Origin of the sequence: Gordonia sp. 852002-10350_SCH5691597, assembly GCF_001665715.1 — a bacterium.
Taxonomy (GTDB): Bacteria; Actinomycetota; Actinomycetes; order Mycobacteriales; family Mycobacteriaceae; genus Gordonia; species Gordonia sputi.
The window spans coordinates 19879-34914 of sequence record NZ_LZMO01000115.1; the positions used below are offsets into that span (position 1 = coordinate 19879).

General features: G+C 65.3%; 15 protein-coding genes. 4 read left to right on the forward strand and 11 right to left on the reverse strand.

Annotated features, from left to right (window positions below; genetic code table 11):
- Positions 1-158: 158 nt before the first annotated feature.
- Positions 159-776 (forward strand): TetR/AcrR family transcriptional regulator, encoded by a 618-nt coding sequence (locus A5777_RS08630; RefSeq protein ID WP_064862339.1) that lies wholly within the window; start codon positions 159-161, stop codon positions 774-776.
- Here the strand turns inward: A5777_RS08630 and A5777_RS08635 are convergent.
- The 6 genes from A5777_RS08635 to A5777_RS08660 form a co-directional block, all read right to left on the reverse strand.
- The gene (locus tag A5777_RS08635) at positions 712-2202 is read right to left on the reverse strand and encodes an aspartate ammonia-lyase (protein ID WP_064862340.1); all 1491 of its coding nucleotides are present in this window, start codon (positions 2200-2202) and stop codon (positions 712-714) included. The genes A5777_RS08630 and A5777_RS08635 overlap by 65 nt on opposite strands.
- Complete coding sequence (locus A5777_RS08640; RefSeq protein WP_064862377.1) at positions 2192-3352, reverse strand: M20 family metallopeptidase; 1161 nt, start codon at positions 3350-3352, stop codon at positions 2192-2194. Before A5777_RS08640 ends, A5777_RS08635 begins: the two co-directional genes overlap by 11 nt.
- Positions 3353-3402: 50 nt before the next feature.
- Positions 3403-4077 carry a DUF1028 domain-containing protein gene (locus A5777_RS08645; protein ID WP_064862341.1) on the reverse strand — a complete coding sequence of 225 codons (675 nt, stop codon included), beginning with the start codon at positions 4075-4077 and terminating at the stop codon, positions 3403-3405.
- Complete coding sequence (locus tag A5777_RS08650; protein ID WP_064862342.1) at positions 4074-4526, reverse strand: RidA family protein; 453 nt, start codon at positions 4524-4526, stop codon at positions 4074-4076. Before A5777_RS08650 ends, A5777_RS08645 begins: the two co-directional genes overlap by 4 nt.
- 63 nt (positions 4527-4589) lie before the next feature.
- Positions 4590-5936: a flavin-containing monooxygenase gene (locus A5777_RS08655; protein WP_064862343.1), complete on the reverse strand. Its 1347-nt coding sequence runs from the start codon at positions 5934-5936 to the stop codon at positions 4590-4592.
- A 123-nt stretch (positions 5937-6059) separates the two neighbouring features.
- Positions 6060-6716 carry a class II aldolase/adducin family protein gene (locus tag A5777_RS08660; RefSeq protein ID WP_064862344.1) on the reverse strand — a complete coding sequence of 219 codons (657 nt, stop codon included), beginning with the start codon at positions 6714-6716 and terminating at the stop codon, positions 6060-6062.
- Positions 6717-6907: 191 nt separating this feature from the next.
- Here A5777_RS08660 and A5777_RS08665 point away from each other — a divergent pair, with 191 nt between their 5' ends.
- The 3 genes from A5777_RS08665 to A5777_RS08675 are packed head-to-tail and all read left to right on the forward strand — an operon-like array spanning position 6908 to position 8264.
- Positions 6908-7387 carry an SRPBCC domain-containing protein gene (locus A5777_RS08665; protein ID WP_064862345.1) on the forward strand — a complete coding sequence of 160 codons (480 nt, stop codon included), beginning with the start codon at positions 6908-6910 and terminating at the stop codon, positions 7385-7387.
- Positions 7384-7818: an ArsR/SmtB family transcription factor gene (locus A5777_RS08670; protein WP_064862346.1), complete on the forward strand. Its 435-nt coding sequence runs from the start codon at positions 7384-7386 to the stop codon at positions 7816-7818. Before A5777_RS08665 ends, A5777_RS08670 begins: the two co-directional genes overlap by 4 nt.
- The gene (locus A5777_RS08675; RefSeq protein WP_064862347.1) at positions 7818-8264 is read left to right on the forward strand and encodes an SRPBCC family protein; all 447 of its coding nucleotides are present in this window, start codon (positions 7818-7820) and stop codon (positions 8262-8264) included. The genes A5777_RS08670 and A5777_RS08675 overlap by 1 nt, the downstream gene beginning before the upstream one ends.
- Positions 8265-8275: 11 nt before the next feature.
- Here the strand turns inward: A5777_RS08675 and A5777_RS08680 are convergent, their stop codons facing one another.
- From A5777_RS08680 to A5777_RS08700, 5 genes are all read right to left on the reverse strand, one after another.
- Positions 8276-10057 carry a sigma-54-dependent Fis family transcriptional regulator gene (locus A5777_RS08680; protein ID WP_064862348.1) on the reverse strand — a complete coding sequence of 594 codons (1782 nt, stop codon included), beginning with the start codon at positions 10055-10057 and terminating at the stop codon, positions 8276-8278.
- Between the two features lie 212 nt (positions 10058-10269).
- The gene (gene groL / locus A5777_RS08685; RefSeq protein ID WP_064862349.1) at positions 10270-11919 is read right to left on the reverse strand and encodes a chaperonin GroEL; all 1650 of its coding nucleotides are present in this window, start codon (positions 11917-11919) and stop codon (positions 10270-10272) included.
- A 79-nt stretch (positions 11920-11998) separates the two neighbouring features.
- Entirely contained in the window at positions 11999-13060 is a 1062-nt protein-coding gene (locus A5777_RS08690) for an NAD(P)-dependent alcohol dehydrogenase (RefSeq protein ID WP_064862350.1), read from the reverse strand.
- Positions 13057-13869, reverse strand: coding sequence for an iron-sulfur cluster assembly protein (locus A5777_RS08695; RefSeq protein ID WP_064862351.1), 813 nt, complete (start codon positions 13867-13869; stop codon positions 13057-13059). Before A5777_RS08695 ends, A5777_RS08690 begins: the two co-directional genes overlap by 4 nt.
- Positions 13866-14927: an amidohydrolase family protein gene (locus A5777_RS08700; protein WP_064862352.1), complete on the reverse strand. Its 1062-nt coding sequence runs from the start codon at positions 14925-14927 to the stop codon at positions 13866-13868. Before A5777_RS08700 ends, A5777_RS08695 begins: the two co-directional genes overlap by 4 nt.
- Between the last annotated feature and the right edge of the window lie 109 nt (positions 14928-15036).

Below are 15036 nucleotides of genomic sequence, written 5' to 3' on the forward strand. Positions count from 1 at the left end.
AAATCGCAAAGAATGAAATGACGGTATCGCGGTTTGTCCCATCGGGCAGCCCTGTTGCGGACATCTCACGGTGCGAACTTCCGAATTGGTTCATCGGGAGAACCGATGTAATCAGCGGAGTTGCCCCGACGTGGTGCAGGGCGGCAGTATCGGGACGTATGGCACGTCCACGCAATCAGCACGCGCGTCGCGCAGGGATCGTCGACGCCGCGACGCGTGCGATCGCCGCGCGCGGACTGATGGGATTGCGCATCAAAGACGTCGCCGACGCGGCGGGTCTGTCGCCAGGATCGATCACCTACTATTTCCCCGGGATCGACGAGTTGTTGCTTGCTGTGCACGAGGCTGCGGTCACGCGGTTCTATGAGACCCGACGCACCGCCGCCACCGACGTCGACGATCCGGTAAAGGCCCTGGCACGGCTCGTCGAACTCGGAATCTGTGACCCGGATGATCCGATGTCACCTGCGCTGTACGAATTGCATCTCTACAGTGCGCGCTCACCCGCACATGCCGAACTGATGTCAACGCTCTTCGACCTCGAGACCTCGCTCTACCGCGAGGCGATCGATGGGGGTATCGCGGAGGGTGTCTTCGCCGACGTCGACAGCGAACGCGTCGCCAGGGCCGCGGTGGCGCTCGAAGACGGATGCGGAATACACCTTGTCGGGCGCACCAGAACACTCGACGCGGCGAGTGCTCGCAGCGCCGTTATGCAGTATCTGCAGGCAGCGTTGCGGTGTCCGGATCTCGTGGTCGAGGAGAGTCCCCGCTGACGTCTGGACGCGCCGAATCGTGTGGCCGACAGAGGTTGTCGGGGTGGAGCGCGGTGTCGAGGGCGATGTCGTCGAGCAGTGCGGAGCGTCGGACGAGATCGGGAATCGACGCTCCGGTTGCCACTGCCTCCGCGACCAACGCGGTGGTCGCCTCGTAGCCGAGGACCGGATTGAGCGCGGTGGCGATACTGGCCGAGCCGTACACCGCAGCACGCATGCGGTCTTCTTTCGCGGTGATGCCTCGGATACAGCGTTCGCCGAGTACGTGCACCGCTGCGCGTAGATGGGTCAGTGACGAGAGGAGCGCCCGCGCGATGATCGGCTCGAAAGCGTTGAGCTGCAACTGACCTGCTTCCGCGGCGAGGGTCACCGTGAGGTCGTTGCCGATCACCTCGAAGGCCACCTGGTTCACGACCTCGGGGATGACCGGGTTGACCTTGCCCGGCATGATGCTCGATCCGGCCTGCACGGCGGGAAGCACGATCTCGCCGAAGCCCGCACGCGGACCAGAAGACAACAGGCGCAGATCATTACAGATCTTCGACAGCTTCACCGCGGCACGTTTGGTGACACCGGAGAGTTGTACGAAGGAGCCGACGTCTGACGTCGCCTCGACCAGATCTCCCGCGGTGGTCAGCGGCAGACCGGTGAGCTGTCGCAGGCGTTCGCATGCCTGCGCGGCGTAGGACGGGTGGGCGTTGAGTCCGGTGCCGATCGCGGTGCCGCCGAGATTGATCTCGGCGATGAGCGAGATAGCCTCGTCCATCCTGTCGGCGTCCTCGCCGATGGTGACCGCGAACGCGCCGAACTCCTGCCCCAGCGTCATCGGCACGGCATCTTGCAGTTGCGTACGTCCGAGTTTGAGCATGTCGCCGAATTCGACTGCCTTGTCGGCACATTCGGCCGCCAGTTCGCGCAGTGCGTCCGAGAGCCCACGGGCGCCGATTCCGAGCGCCACCTTCACGGCAGTGGGGTAGACGTCGTTGGTGCTCTGTCCGAGGTTGACGTGTTCGAGCGGGTGGAGCACGTGATAGTCGCCGCGTCGCTGCCCGAGCAGTTCGAGCGCCCTGTTCGCGATCACCTCGTTGGCGTTCATATTGGTCGACGTCCCCGCGCCGCCCTGGATCTGGTCGACGACGAACTGCTCGTGAAGCGATCCGGAGCGGATTTCGGTGCATGCCGTGATGATCGCGTCGGCGATCGGGGGATCGAGTAGTCCGAGCTCACGATTGGACTCTGCGGCAGCCTGTTTCACCGAAGCCAGGGCGACGACGAGATCGGGGTGTGTGGAGATGGGAACCGCGGAGATCGGGAAGTTCTCCATCGCCCGTGCGGTGTGCACCCCGTAGTAGGCGTCGGCGGGTACCGCATGATCGCCGAGGAGGTCGTGCTCGATGCGAACCGCACCCGCGGCGTCAGTGCTCATCTGTTGCCCCTAGCGATGACGTGCGAGTGCCGTTGGCCAGGAGCCTGTCGCGGATCGTATCGAGCAGGGCGGCGTCGACGACGGTTCCCGCCAGCGCGAGCGCACCCTGAGCGATCGCGGTCTCCGCCGCCGAGGTGAGTGTGGCAGCGGCGAATTCGGGTTGATGGTTGACCGCGGGCAGCGAGTCGATGCCGATGTAGGGGTGAATCGCAGGCAGCACCTGCGAGACATTGCCCATATCGGTCGACGCACGCGCCATGGTCGCGTCTGGTCCGGAGCCGAAGCTGCGTCCCGCCGCGAGTGCGCGGCGTTCGTAGCGGCCGAGAAGTTCATCGTCCGTGCGGAACTCGGCGTAGGGCTTCGACTCCGGGGTCACCGTGAGCGTCGCGCCACTGGCGAGTGCGCCCGCCTCGAAACATCGCATGACACGGGGTTCGACCTCGGCGAGTTCGGCAAGTGTTTCGGCGCGGACATACCAGCGTCCCTCGGTGTGCTCGGCGATGGAGTTGGGTGCCTCACCGCCGCGTGTCATCATGCCGTGCACGCGCACCGACGCCGGAAGCTGTTGGCGCAGAAGGCCGATGGCTACCTGAGCGATGGTGAACGCATCCGCGGCGTTGACGCCACGTTCGGGGTATGCGGCAGCGTGCGCTGACTTGCCGTGGTAGTCGATGTGGCTGTGCGACACGGCGAATGGCCGCGCGCGTGCGACGTCAGCCGGTCCGGGGTGAACCATCGCGGCGGCATGCTGAGCGGCGAATCCGCCCCGTTCGAGCAGTTCGATCTTGCCGCCACCGCCCTCTTCCGCGGGAGTGCCGATGACCGTCAGTGTCAGACCGAGGTCGTCGACGATCGGTGCCAGTGCGAGCGCCGCGCCGACGGTGATCGCAGAGATGAGGTTGTGTCCGCAGGCGTGTCCGAGTCCCGGCAGTGCGTCGTATTCGGCGCAGAGCGCGACGTGGAGGTCGCCGCTGCCGAGCGTCGCGGTGAACGCGGTCGGGAGGTCGCAGAACTGTTCGACGATGGTGAAGCCGCCGTCGGAGAGGGAACCGGCGACCCGAGCTGCCGAATAGGTTTCCTCCCAGGCGGTCTCGGGGTTGTCGTACAAGTCGTGCGAGAGCGCGATCAGACTCGGGTGCGCCGACGCGATACGGCTGCCGAGTTCGGCGTCGAATCGATCGGGGGTGGCGTCGATGGTGGTCACAGGTCTCCCGGAACTCCATAGGAGGGCGCACGCGTCGGGTCGACGCCGCGGACTCGGTAGTCGTTCTTCTGCGGTTGCCAGATCTGCCAGAGCGAAGCGAGGTCGTCGAGCGGGTCATCGGCGAAGTCAACGCGCAGATCGGTCACCGGCCACGGCACGTCCTCGACGACCAGCAGGCCTGCAGAGTGGACCGGTCCTTCTTCGCCGCCGGCGTCGAGTGCGCTGTGTAGCCCGTCGAGCAGTCGTTGCTCGAATGTGTCGGCGGCACTGTCGGCATAGCCGTTCAGCAGCGACTCGAGCACAGACAGGTCGGCGAGCATATTTCCCGCGGCCACCGCCTGATCGCCCTCGACGCCGCCGTAGGTACCCAGGCTGCGAGCGCCGGAATGCAGCGCGGTGTGCCCGTGTGCGTCGACGACGCTCACCTGGCGGTACTCGGGGTGGTGCTCCGCAGAAAGCGCTGCGCTGAGCGCTTTCTCGGCGTCGAGGCCGTCGGAAAGTCGGTCGAGCACCGCGGGCCCGAGCGCGGGGTTGGTGACGTTTTGCGACGCCACCACTCCGACGCCTGCCCTCGGGTGTGCGCAGCGCGCTGCCACCGCTGGACTCGACGAGCAGACGATGATGCCGAACGCGCCACTTGCGGGGTCGCGGGCGACCAGCGACATCGTCATCGCGCTGCTCCGCTCTGCTCGCTGAGAACTGCGGTCGCGTCGATTTCGACGAGCCATTCCGGCCGCGCGAGTGCGTCGACCACCAGCCCGGTCGACACCGGATAGACGCCCTTGAGCCAGCGGCCCATCACCCGGTAGACCGTCTCGCGGTACCGGATGTCGGTGAGGTACACGGTCACCTTGACGATGTCGCGCAGCGAGCTGCCAGCCTCGTCGAGCAGCATGGCGATGTTGCTCATCGCCTTCTCTGTCTGCACCTCGACGTCGCCGATGCCCACCGATTCGCGAGTGTCGAGATCTTGGCCGATCTGGCCGCGCAGGTACACGACGCCGCCCGCGACGACGGCCTGGCAGAGGTCATTGTCAAGGTTCTGTTCCGGGTAGGTCTCGCGGGTGTTGAAGGGACGGATCCGGGTGTGGGTGACGTCAGGGCTGACGGCTGCGCTCATGGTGTGCTCCCGTGCTGAGGGTTGTGGAGTGGCTGGATTGCGGGTTGGCGGATGGCGAGGAGTTCAGGAAACAGCCTGCGCGGCAAGCGGATCGGCATCCGACGGGGTGGCGCCGTCGACCTGCTCCGGTCGGTAGGCCCGGTAGCCACGCTGGATCGCGATCTGGTCGGCCAGGTACTTCGCGTCGTGCCATACGCCCCAGATGAAGCTCGACCCTCGACGTGAGAGCCAGGGCAGCCCGAGGAAGTAGATTCCCGGTTCGCCCGACACGCCCCGCTGGTGGACCGGGCGGCCACTCTCGTCGAAGGCGTCGACCTCCAGCCAGCCGTAGTCATAGGCGAAACCGGTTGCCCACACGATGGACGTGATCCCGGCTGCCGCGAGGTCGAGCTGCGCGATCGGGTCGGTGACGCAGTCGGGGAGTGGTCCCAGGACGTGCGCCTGTGGCTCCGCGGGAAGGTCGAGGCCGTTGCGCTCGATGTAGTCGTCGGCCTCTCGCAGCATGGCGAGATAGGTTGCGTCACCGTTCTCGATGTTGGTGCGCAGGTCGGAGGCGAAGGTCATGGTGCCGGCGTCGAATGCCTGCGCGCGCCCGAAAAGAGTGATCCCGTCCGCGGCGAGCTGCCGGAAGTCGACGGTGTGCCCACCGCCCGCGCCGCTGACGGCGATGGTCACGTGCTCGGCGCCCGCAGGAGGTGCCGCCGCGTCCCACTTGCCGAGAACGCCCAGCCACCAACAGAAGTCGCGTCCACGGTAACTACGTGGCGGGCGATCATGCGGTCCGACGGCGAGGTACGTCGCGCGGCCTGACGCGCGTAGTTCTGCAGCGATCTGCACGCCCGACGATCCCGCGCCGACGACGAGAACGCCACCGTCGGGGAGCTGCTGCGGGTTGTGATAGTCGCTGGAGTGGATCTGATGGAAGGGCGCGTCGCGCGGCACGACGGCCGGGATGACCGGGGTCTGGAAGGCGCCGGTCGCGGCGACGACGAAGTCGGCCTCGATCAAACCATCCGAGGTCTCGACGCGAAAGCCGTTCTCGCCCTGCTTCTTACGGACCGACGTCACCTCCACGCCGGTGCGGATGGGTGCGTTGATGCGCTGGGCGTAGGAGCCGAGGTAGTCGGCGACCTGATCCTTGGTCGCGAACGCGTCGGCGTCGACGTCGAACTCCAGTCCGGGGAAGCGGTCGTGCCATGCGGGACCGTTGGCGACCAACGAATCCCATCGCCACGTGCGCCAGCGTTCGGCTACGCGATCACGCTCGAGTACGAGGTGGTTGATTCTCTGTGCGGTGAGATGCTCACTCATCGCGATACCTGCCTGGCCCGCGCCCACGACGAGCACCTCGACCTGTGTGGCCGCGGTACCCGCGGGTGTCTGCGTCCCCGGCGTAGCCAACTCCACCATCTCGTACCTCCGCTGTCGCGTGCGTTGTCGTTGACTCAATGATCATCGGACCGCCTGCATCTGTACAGCAGAGATATCCTGGGTATTACATCGGTTCAGTCGATGCAGAGTCGTGCCGCGTTGTCAGCGGTCGCGACCGGGGTAGGGCTGGTAGGCCCGTCGGGCGGCGGTGGCGACGACCTCGGTGAGCTGGTCGTCGCTGAGTATTGCCGGCGCCCCGGCGCTGACGGCTTTCAGATACACCTCGCTGAGCCATTCGACGACGCCGAGGTGCTCACACGCGGTCTCGATGTTGCCACCGATGGCGACCGAACCGTGGTTGCGCATCAGGGCTGCGGTGCGCTCGAACAGTGCCGCCACCACGCCTTCGCTCAGCTCGGGGCTGCCGAAGACCGAGTAGGGGGCGACTCGTATCGAGCCGCCGACCATCGCGGCGTCGTAGTGGATCGGTGGGAGGAGCTCGGTGATCGTCGACACCGCGACCGACGCGAGCGGGTGGGCGTGGGCGATTGCCGACGCGGAGGTCGACCGGTAGAGGTCGAGATGGAATCCGAGTTCTGCCGTCGGCCGGTAGCGGGTTTCTTCGATCACCGAACCGTCCATGTTGACGACGACCAGCTGGTCCGGTTGGACGGCGCCGAGGCGTGCGCCCGACGGCGTCACAAGCACGCGATCGCCGACGCGGACAGAGAGGTTGCCGCCGGTGCTCAGCGACGTGCCCGCGGCCGCGAGCTGATGCGCAGCGACGCACAGGGGTACGCGCTGATCGACGATGTCCACCTCTTTGACGGTAGTCGTTCGTACGGTCTCGCCGCAGTGAGACGGCTGCGGCTGCGCATCTCGATCTGATTCCGCGGGCTTCTCGAACCGTCACGTTCCGATTGGTAGAGCGAATCAAATGCAACTAATGGTTGCGCATCGGGTCGCGGGGGTCGTAGATTGATACGCAACCAGAGGTTGCAGGAGGCGACATGGACAAGCTGACCGACGCAGAGGTGGGGACCCTCGTGCGTGAGCTCTACATCGATGCGGAGCCCGACATCGTGTTCGACGTGGTGAGTTCGCCCGAGTACGTCGAACAGTGGTGGCCAGATGAGGCGCGATACCGACTCGAGCCGGGATCGCCCGGCGAGTTGGTGTTCCGTACCGCCGAGGGCGACGAGATCGTCCAGCAGTTCAGCGTCGTCGAATCGAATCCGCCGCGCACGTTCTCGTTCCGGTGGACTCACCAGGCCGGCGAGGGCCCGGCCGCGGGCAATTCGTTGCTCGTCACTTTCGCCCTCACCGCGTCGGGTAGCGGTACGACGCTGACGATGACCGAGACGGGATTCCGTGAAAGAGGTTGGGAGGAAGCAGAACTCGAGCGGCAGTTCCGCGAACACGTCGACGGCTGGAACTTCTTCCTGCCCCGACTGGTGACCTACGTTGCCGGAATGGAAGCAGCGTCGTGACGCAGGGCAAAGCGTCGACGGGCGACGTCGACGACGCGCTGTGGTCGGCCATCGGAGATCCGACGCGGCGCCGCATCGTCGACCTACTTCTTGCTGGCGACGGGGGCACGGCGACGTCGTTGAGCGAACAGCTTCCGGTCAGCAGGCAGGGAGTGGCGAAGCATCTCGGCGTACTCGACCGGGCAGGACTCGTGCAGGCGACGTCTGCGGGACGCGAGCGACGTTACGACGTCAACAGGGCTCAGCTCGCGAAAGCTGCTGCGCAGCTCGAATCCGTCGGCGCGGCATGGGATGCCCGGCTGCATCGCATCAAGGGCATCGCCGAGGCGTTGCAGCAGGCCCGAAACCGCAGCAAGACAGAACACCAACGTTCACAACAGAACCGTCCAGAACAGAACCGTTCAGAACAGAAGGATCAAGGGAGTACATGATGGGCAGCATCCTGCACAGGATCGGCGTCGAAGGCGCCGCCACCACAGACGTCTACGACGCACTGACCACGATCGACGGTCTTGCGGGCTGGTGGACAGAAGACGTGAGCGGTGACGGCACGGCCGGCGGGCGCCTCGAATTCCGCTTCCCGCCGGTCGGCGGATTCGACATGGAGGTACTCGAGACCGTTCCGTCGGAGTCGGTGCGATGGCGGGTCGTCGAGGGGCCGGACGAGTGGGTTGGCACGACCATCACGTGGTCGCTGCGCCAGGAGGGCGACTACGCCATCGTGATGTTCAGTCACGACGGCTGGCGCGAGCAGGTGCCGTTCATGAATCACTGCAGCACCAAGTGGGCGGTCTTCCTGTTGAGCCTCAAAGCGCTGATCGAGTCCGGCAAGGGGACACCCGCACCGCGCGATGTGGCGGTCAGCGACTGGCACTGATCGCACCGGGGTCAGGTGTTGATCCCGAACTCGCGGATCTTGCGGTAGATGGTCGCCCGCGAGATGCCGAGGGCCGCGGCGGCTGCGGCCTTGCTGTGGTCGTTCTCCTCGAGGCTGCGCACGATCGCGTCGCGTTCGAGCGACTCGATCCTGGTCAGAGTGTGCCTGCTTGTCGAGCGGCAGCGCGGCGGCAGTTGGGCCGCTTCGATGGTTCCGGTGCGCTGATGAGTGACCACCTCGCGCAGGATCTGTCGCAGCTCCGCGACGTTCCCCGGCCACGAGTACTTGCTGAGCTGGTTCATCGCGTCCGGAGCGACGGTCAACTCCCGTCCACGGGTCAGTTGTTTGAGCAGTGTCGGCACCAGATCGTGGAGGTCTTCGATGCGATGCCGCAGCGGCGGGAGTTCGACCGTGTGCCCGAAGAACGGCAGGAGCACCGACGCCGCGTTGCCGGCGTCGGGCAATGTTGTCACCGCGAGCCAGCCCGCGTGCTCGCGTCCCGGAAGCAGATCGGAGATCGCGTTCACGGTGTCGTCGTCGAGTTGGTCGAGACCGCGAATGATGACCCCGAAGCCGTCGCCCGAGAGTTCGGCTTCGAGTGCATCGAACGTCTCCGGCGACTCGAAGTCGTCGGCGTTGAACACGCGTGTCGTGCCGGGTAGGAACTGTTCGGCCGCGGCCCGGAGTACGGCGGTCCGACCGGTGCCCGATTCGCCCGAGACCGCGATCCAGCGTCCGGCCCGAACGTGCCCGGCGACGTTGTCGCAGCACTGACGCCACGACGAACTGCGGCCGACGAGTCGTGGAAGGGCAGTGGTGGACGGCCGGGTGACGCGTGTGTGTCGGGTGGGGCTGCTGTCCACGAGGTGAACTCGGAAGACGGCGATATCGGAGTCGCAGTGTTCGTCGACAGGTGACAACCGTGCGACTATCCCGCTGGGCAACGCGCTGACTCGGGGAACGGCGGCGTCGAGCGAATGGCCGTCGACGGAATGGTCGACGGCCAGTTCGAGGAGTGCGGTCTGGTCGGAGGGATTCATGCTGTGGCGCAGTCGGCGGTTCATCAACACGACGTCGCCGGACAGCCCGATCACCATCGCCTGCGGAGCTCGACGACACGTCGCGAGATAGGCGTTGAGAAGTCGGGATTCGCGCTCGCTGGCCTGCGAGACCATGCGCTGCACGATCTGTGACGTCGCCGACTTCGCCAGTGAGAGGAGCAGCGTCGACGGGTGCTCCTGCTCGGTCAGGCAGGTGAGGTCGAGCGCGCCGACGATGGCTCCGGAGATGGGGTTGAGGATGGGAACTCCGGCGCAGGAGAGTCGGCCGAGGCAGCCTGCGTAGTGTTCCGAGCCACTCACCAACGTCGGTTGCCGGGTCTCGAGGGCTGTGCCGATTCCGTTGGTTCCCGCGTGTTCTTCGCTGTAGCTGTAGCCGGGGGCAAGGCTGACGTCGTCGAGCATCCGTTGCAGGCTGCGATTGGCTGTGGCACGCGAGAGTACGACGCCGTCGGGCGAGGTGAGGATGATGCTGATCGGTTCGGCGACGAGGTCGTTGGCGAGTTGGTCGATCACCGGCCGGGCTGCGGCGATCAGCGGCGTCTCGGGATTCGGTTCACGAACGAAGGGGAGTTCGAGTCGGTCGGCATCGACGTTGAGCGCGCGGGAACGCCGCCACGACGTGAAGATCGCGTCGCGGACATCGACATCGACGTCGTCGTCGCTCAAGAATCGCTCGCGGGCGCGAGCGACGAGTCGTGATGTCGGAGCCTGGGCTGGCGGCCGGGATATCACGTGGCAAGTACCCCTCTGTGATCTATATCTCACTTTCGAGTGTAGCCGACACATGGTCCCGAGCGAATGAGTTCGCAGCAGAGCACGCACGTGTGCGACGGGGGAAGGGCCGGCCGCGATCAACGCCGTGAACGGTTTGTTCAGATCGCGACCGGCCCAGTTCGGGGACTACCGACGGTTCGGTGCCTCCCGGTCAGGGGAGAGCCTTACGGTCAGTAGATGTTGGACGGACGTACCATTCCTTCCGCCAGGTCGCCGAATCCGGGTGCGGGGATCGCGCCGGGATTGCCCATGACCTCCTCGACCACCGCGGTCTCCGTGGTGATCAACAGTGCGGCGATGGATGCCGCACTCTCCAGTGCGGCGCGGGTCACCTTGCACGGATCGATGACGCCCTCGTCGAACATGTCCGCGTACTCGCCGGTGAGCGCGTTGAAGCCGTGCCCGAGGGGTAATCCCGTCACAACCTTCACGACCTCGTCGCCGTCGTAGCCCGCATTGGTGGCGATCCAGCGCACCGGTTCGGCAAGGGACCGTCGCACGACGTCGATGCCGACGGCGTCGTCGCCGGTCGCCTCGAGCGGTTCGAGCGCGCGATGCGCCTGTGCCAAAGCGGTACCGCCGCCGGAGACGATCCCCGCCTCGACCGCTGCGCGTGTCGCCGCCAACGCGTCTTCGACGCGAAGCATGCGTTCCTTGAGTTCGACGCTCGTCACGCCACCGACCCTGATCACGGCCACGCGTCCGGTCAATCGGGCGATGCGGAGCTCGAGACCGTCGCGATCTGCGTCGATACGGGCCCGCTGGAGCTGCGCTTCCAGATGTGACACGCGGGCGTCGACGGCAGCCTGGTCGCCGTGGGCGCCGACGATCGTCGTCTCGTTTTCGGTGACCGTCACCCGGTCGCAGGTCCCGAGATGGTCGATCGACACCTCGGACAACTCGATGCCGGTGTCCTTGGCGATCACGTGGCCACCGAGTGCGACCGCGAGATCTTCGAGTTCGGCGATACGTCGATGCCCGAAACCGGGGGCGCGCACCACGACCGACTGCATCGTCTTGTGCATGTTGCCACCGACGAGCAGTTGCAACGCCGGGCCGTCGACATCCTCGGCGAGGACGAGCAGCGGCCGATCGGCCCGCTTGGCCACCTCGATCGCGGGCATGATCTCCTGCACCGACGTGATCTTCTTGTTGGTCAACAAGACCACGGGATTCTCGAGGACGGCTTCCATGCGGTCGGGATTGGTGACCATGTAGCCGGAAATGTAGCCGTGGTCGAACTCGATGCCGTCGACGATGTCGACCGCGAGGCCGAGGGTGTCGCTCTCCTCGGTGGTGATCACTCCGGTCTTGCCGACATGCTCGACGGCCGTCGCGATCACGTCGCCGATGACCTCGTCGTCACTTGCGGCAAGTGATGCGATCCGTTCCAGGTCGCTGCGGCCGCCGATCTGGACGGCCTGGTCGTTCAACGACCCGACGACAGCGGTCACCGCGCGCTCGATACCGCGACGCACCCGCATCGGGTTGGCGCCCTGCTCGACGGCGCGCAGTCCCTCGCGGACCATGGCCTGCGCCAGCACGGTGGCCGTCGTGGTGCCATCACCCACGACGCCGTTGGTCTTCATGGCGACTTCCTTGACCAACTGAGCACCCATGTTGGCGAACGGATCTCGCAGCTGGATCTCGCGTGCGATCGTGACTCCGTCATTGGTGATCGTCGGCGGTCCGGTCAATTTCTCCAGCACCGCATTGCGTCCTTTCGGACCCAATGTCACCTTGACCGCGTCGGCGAGGGCGTTGACGCCCCGCTCCAGCCGCAGTCGCGCTTCGGCGTTGTAGCGCAACTCCTTGGCCATGTTGGCACCTCTTTCGATTGGGTTGTGGGGGTTGGGGTTTCCTGGTTGAGCTGTCCCGCTGGTTGAGCTTGTCGAAACCTCAGGGGACGAGGATCGCGCGGCCGCGCACCCGGCCGGCGTCGAGGTCGTCGAGCGCCTGCTGGTATTCGGTCAGTGGGTAAGTGACGGTGTGTAGCTTCACCTTTCCCGCCGCCGCCAGCGTCATGAGCTCGGTCAGATCGTTGTACGAGCCGACGAGGTTTCCGATGAAGTTGATCTCGGTCGAGATCACGTCGATGGTCGGGATGTTGATGTTCTCCCCGTAGCCGACGACGAAGTAGTTGCCCGCCTGGCGCAGCATCGCGATGCCCTCCGTCGTCGCGCCGCCCTCGCCGACGAAGTCGAGGACGGCTTCGGCGCCCTTGCCGTCGGTCAGCGCAAGCACCTTCTCGACCTGCGTGCCGTGTGAATCCGGCCCGCTCGCTGCGCTCCCGGCGCCGTCGGCGACGATGCCCTCGTGCGCACCGACCTCGACCGCAAGCGCCACCGCATCGGGATTACGGTCGACCACCACGATGCGCACCCCGGAGATCGCGGCAAGAACCTGAATCCCGATGTGCCCCAGACCGCCCGCGCCGATTACGACGCAGGTGTCGCCGGGTCGTGTCATCCGTGCGACCTTGGCGGCCGCGTGATAGGCCGTCAAACCGGCATCCGCGAGAGCCGCGATATCGGCAGGCTCTAGCGAATCGTCGATCTTCACGACGCTGCGCGCAGTGGTCTTCAGGTAGTCGGCGTAACCGCCGTCGGTGTCGATGCCGGGGAACTTGTTGTTCTCGCAGTGCACGTCGTCGCCTGCGCGGCAGGCCCGACACAGGCCGCACGTGATCAGCGGGTGCAGGATCACCTTGTCGCCCACCGACACATTGGTGACGGCATCGCCGATCGCCTCGACCCATCCGGCGTTCTCATGCCCGATCGTGTACGGCAGTTCGACGCCGCTCTTCTCGGCCCACTGTCCCTCGAGGATGTGTAGATCGGTGCGGCACACGCCAGCGCCACCGATCCGCACGATCACGTCGAGTGGACCGGTCACCACCGGATCGGGCACCTCGGTGAGTTGCAGCTTGTCGTGGTAGCCGACAACCTGTACGGCTCTCATGATGACCTCCCAGTAGTGGTTGCTGTACGTGATGCGTCGAACGTGTGGTGGCGCAGGTCGGTGATGACCGGGCCGCTTGTCCCGTCGCATTCGTCGTCGTCGGCGTAGCGGGTCGCGAGCAACCCGCGGCAGAAATGTGCGTTGCCCTCCATAGAGATTCGCACCGATCGCGCGAACCGCATGCGCATCGGAACCTCGTCGGCACTCAAACTCCGCCCGTCCTCGTCGACGACGGCCCGACAGTTGGGGCAGACACCGAGTCCGATCTGTACTCGCCTGCGCAAGAGTGCGTACTTCTCCGGTCCGTCAGGGATGTCGCGCAGCAGCAGATGCGTGCAGCCCTCGACGTCGACGACGCCCGACGAGATCAGCGGGGTCACAGCACGTTCCATGGCAGCGGTGTGCGCCTTGCGGAAGAAGGTGAGCCGAAGTTCCTCGAGATCCTGCTCCGCCTCGACACCAAAGGTGCCCTTGTATCCCGCGTGTGCCGCCAGACCCGCGTTGATCTTGTCCGAGTCGTGGTGATCGTCGAGCATCACGCGGACCCGTCCGATGTCGTCGATCGCTTCCAGCGCATCGAGCGCGTCAGATGCCATGAGGTAAGCGAAGTTCGGCGAACAGAACGACGTGGGTAGTCGCAGATGCACGGTGACACCCTCGTCGTCGAGGCTGATCGAGCGCACGAACCCCAGTTCTGTGATGGGCAGATCCAACTCGGGATCGGCAACGGTATCGAGAGCTGCGATGACGTTGTCCGACAACTGGATACCCGATGTGTGCGTCTGCCCGCGATGTGCGAGCGCGGTCATGCGGTTGCCGCCTCCGCGGCCGGCGTGTCCTGGGCGCCTGCAGCGACGTCGACACCCGGATCGGCCGCGTCGGTGGGAATTCGCAGTTCCTCTGGAACCGAGATGTGCGGGTACAGTGCCGCGGCATTGAGTCCGAGGATCTTCTTCTTCTGCTCGACGGTGATCGGCGCGTACTCCGTCATGTCCTCGGGAATCTGGAAGTCGACGAAGCGTTCGACGAGCCACTGCGGTGTCCAGAGTGCGTAGTCGCTGGAGAACAGAATCTTGTCCTCACCGATCCAGTAGAGGAGCTCGCCGATGATCTGCGCAAAGTACCTCGGGCGCGTGTGAATGAACGGAATGGCAACGGCGAGACCGCCGTACACGTTGGACTCCTGCGTGGCGATCCAGCAGAAGTCCTCGAGACGAGGAAGCCCGACGTGTTCGATGATGAAGTTCAGATCGAGGTAGTCGGTCGCGACCTTGTCGACATCTGCGACGTCGAAGGCGTCTCGGTCGAGCGGGCGGATCGTCGGGCCCTTGTGGACGTGGACGTTCTTGATGCCCAGGTTCAGGCACTCCTCCAGATAGCGCCTCGACCACGGGTCGTCGAGCTTGTATCCGCGTGAATCCCCATGCCATTCAGCGGTATACAGCTTGACGCCCTTGAGGTCCATCGCCTCGGCATCGCGTCGGAGCTGGACCAGACCGTCTTCGCCGTCGCGCGGGTCGTAGGCGTGGTTGTAGGTGAGCTTGTCGGGGTTGTCCTGCGCAAGCTTGAGTGAGTCGTCGACCTGGGCGAAGCCGTTGACGTAGAAGTCCTTGAGGATCGTGGCCTGGAAGATCGCGTGATCGGCGGGACCGTCGACGAAGAGATCCTGCATCAGACGGTCCGCGCCGTAGTAGCAGTAGGTGTCGTAGTCCCACACCTGCTCCTCGGGACTCAGGTTGCGGTGATAGTCGTAGAAGCAGTCGATGAACTGTTTGCCGTGAATGTTGCGCTGATTGGATTCGCGGCCGTCCCACAGGTGGACGTGGGCGTCGACGATGAAGTATTTCTCGCCATTCTTCTCGTACATCTTCTCACTCGCTCTCTGAGATCTGGGCTGTCGTAATTGATCGGGCTGTCGTGTGACCGGGCTGGATGGAGTAGAGGAAAGCGGCTGTACGGCAACAGAAGTGAGCCGC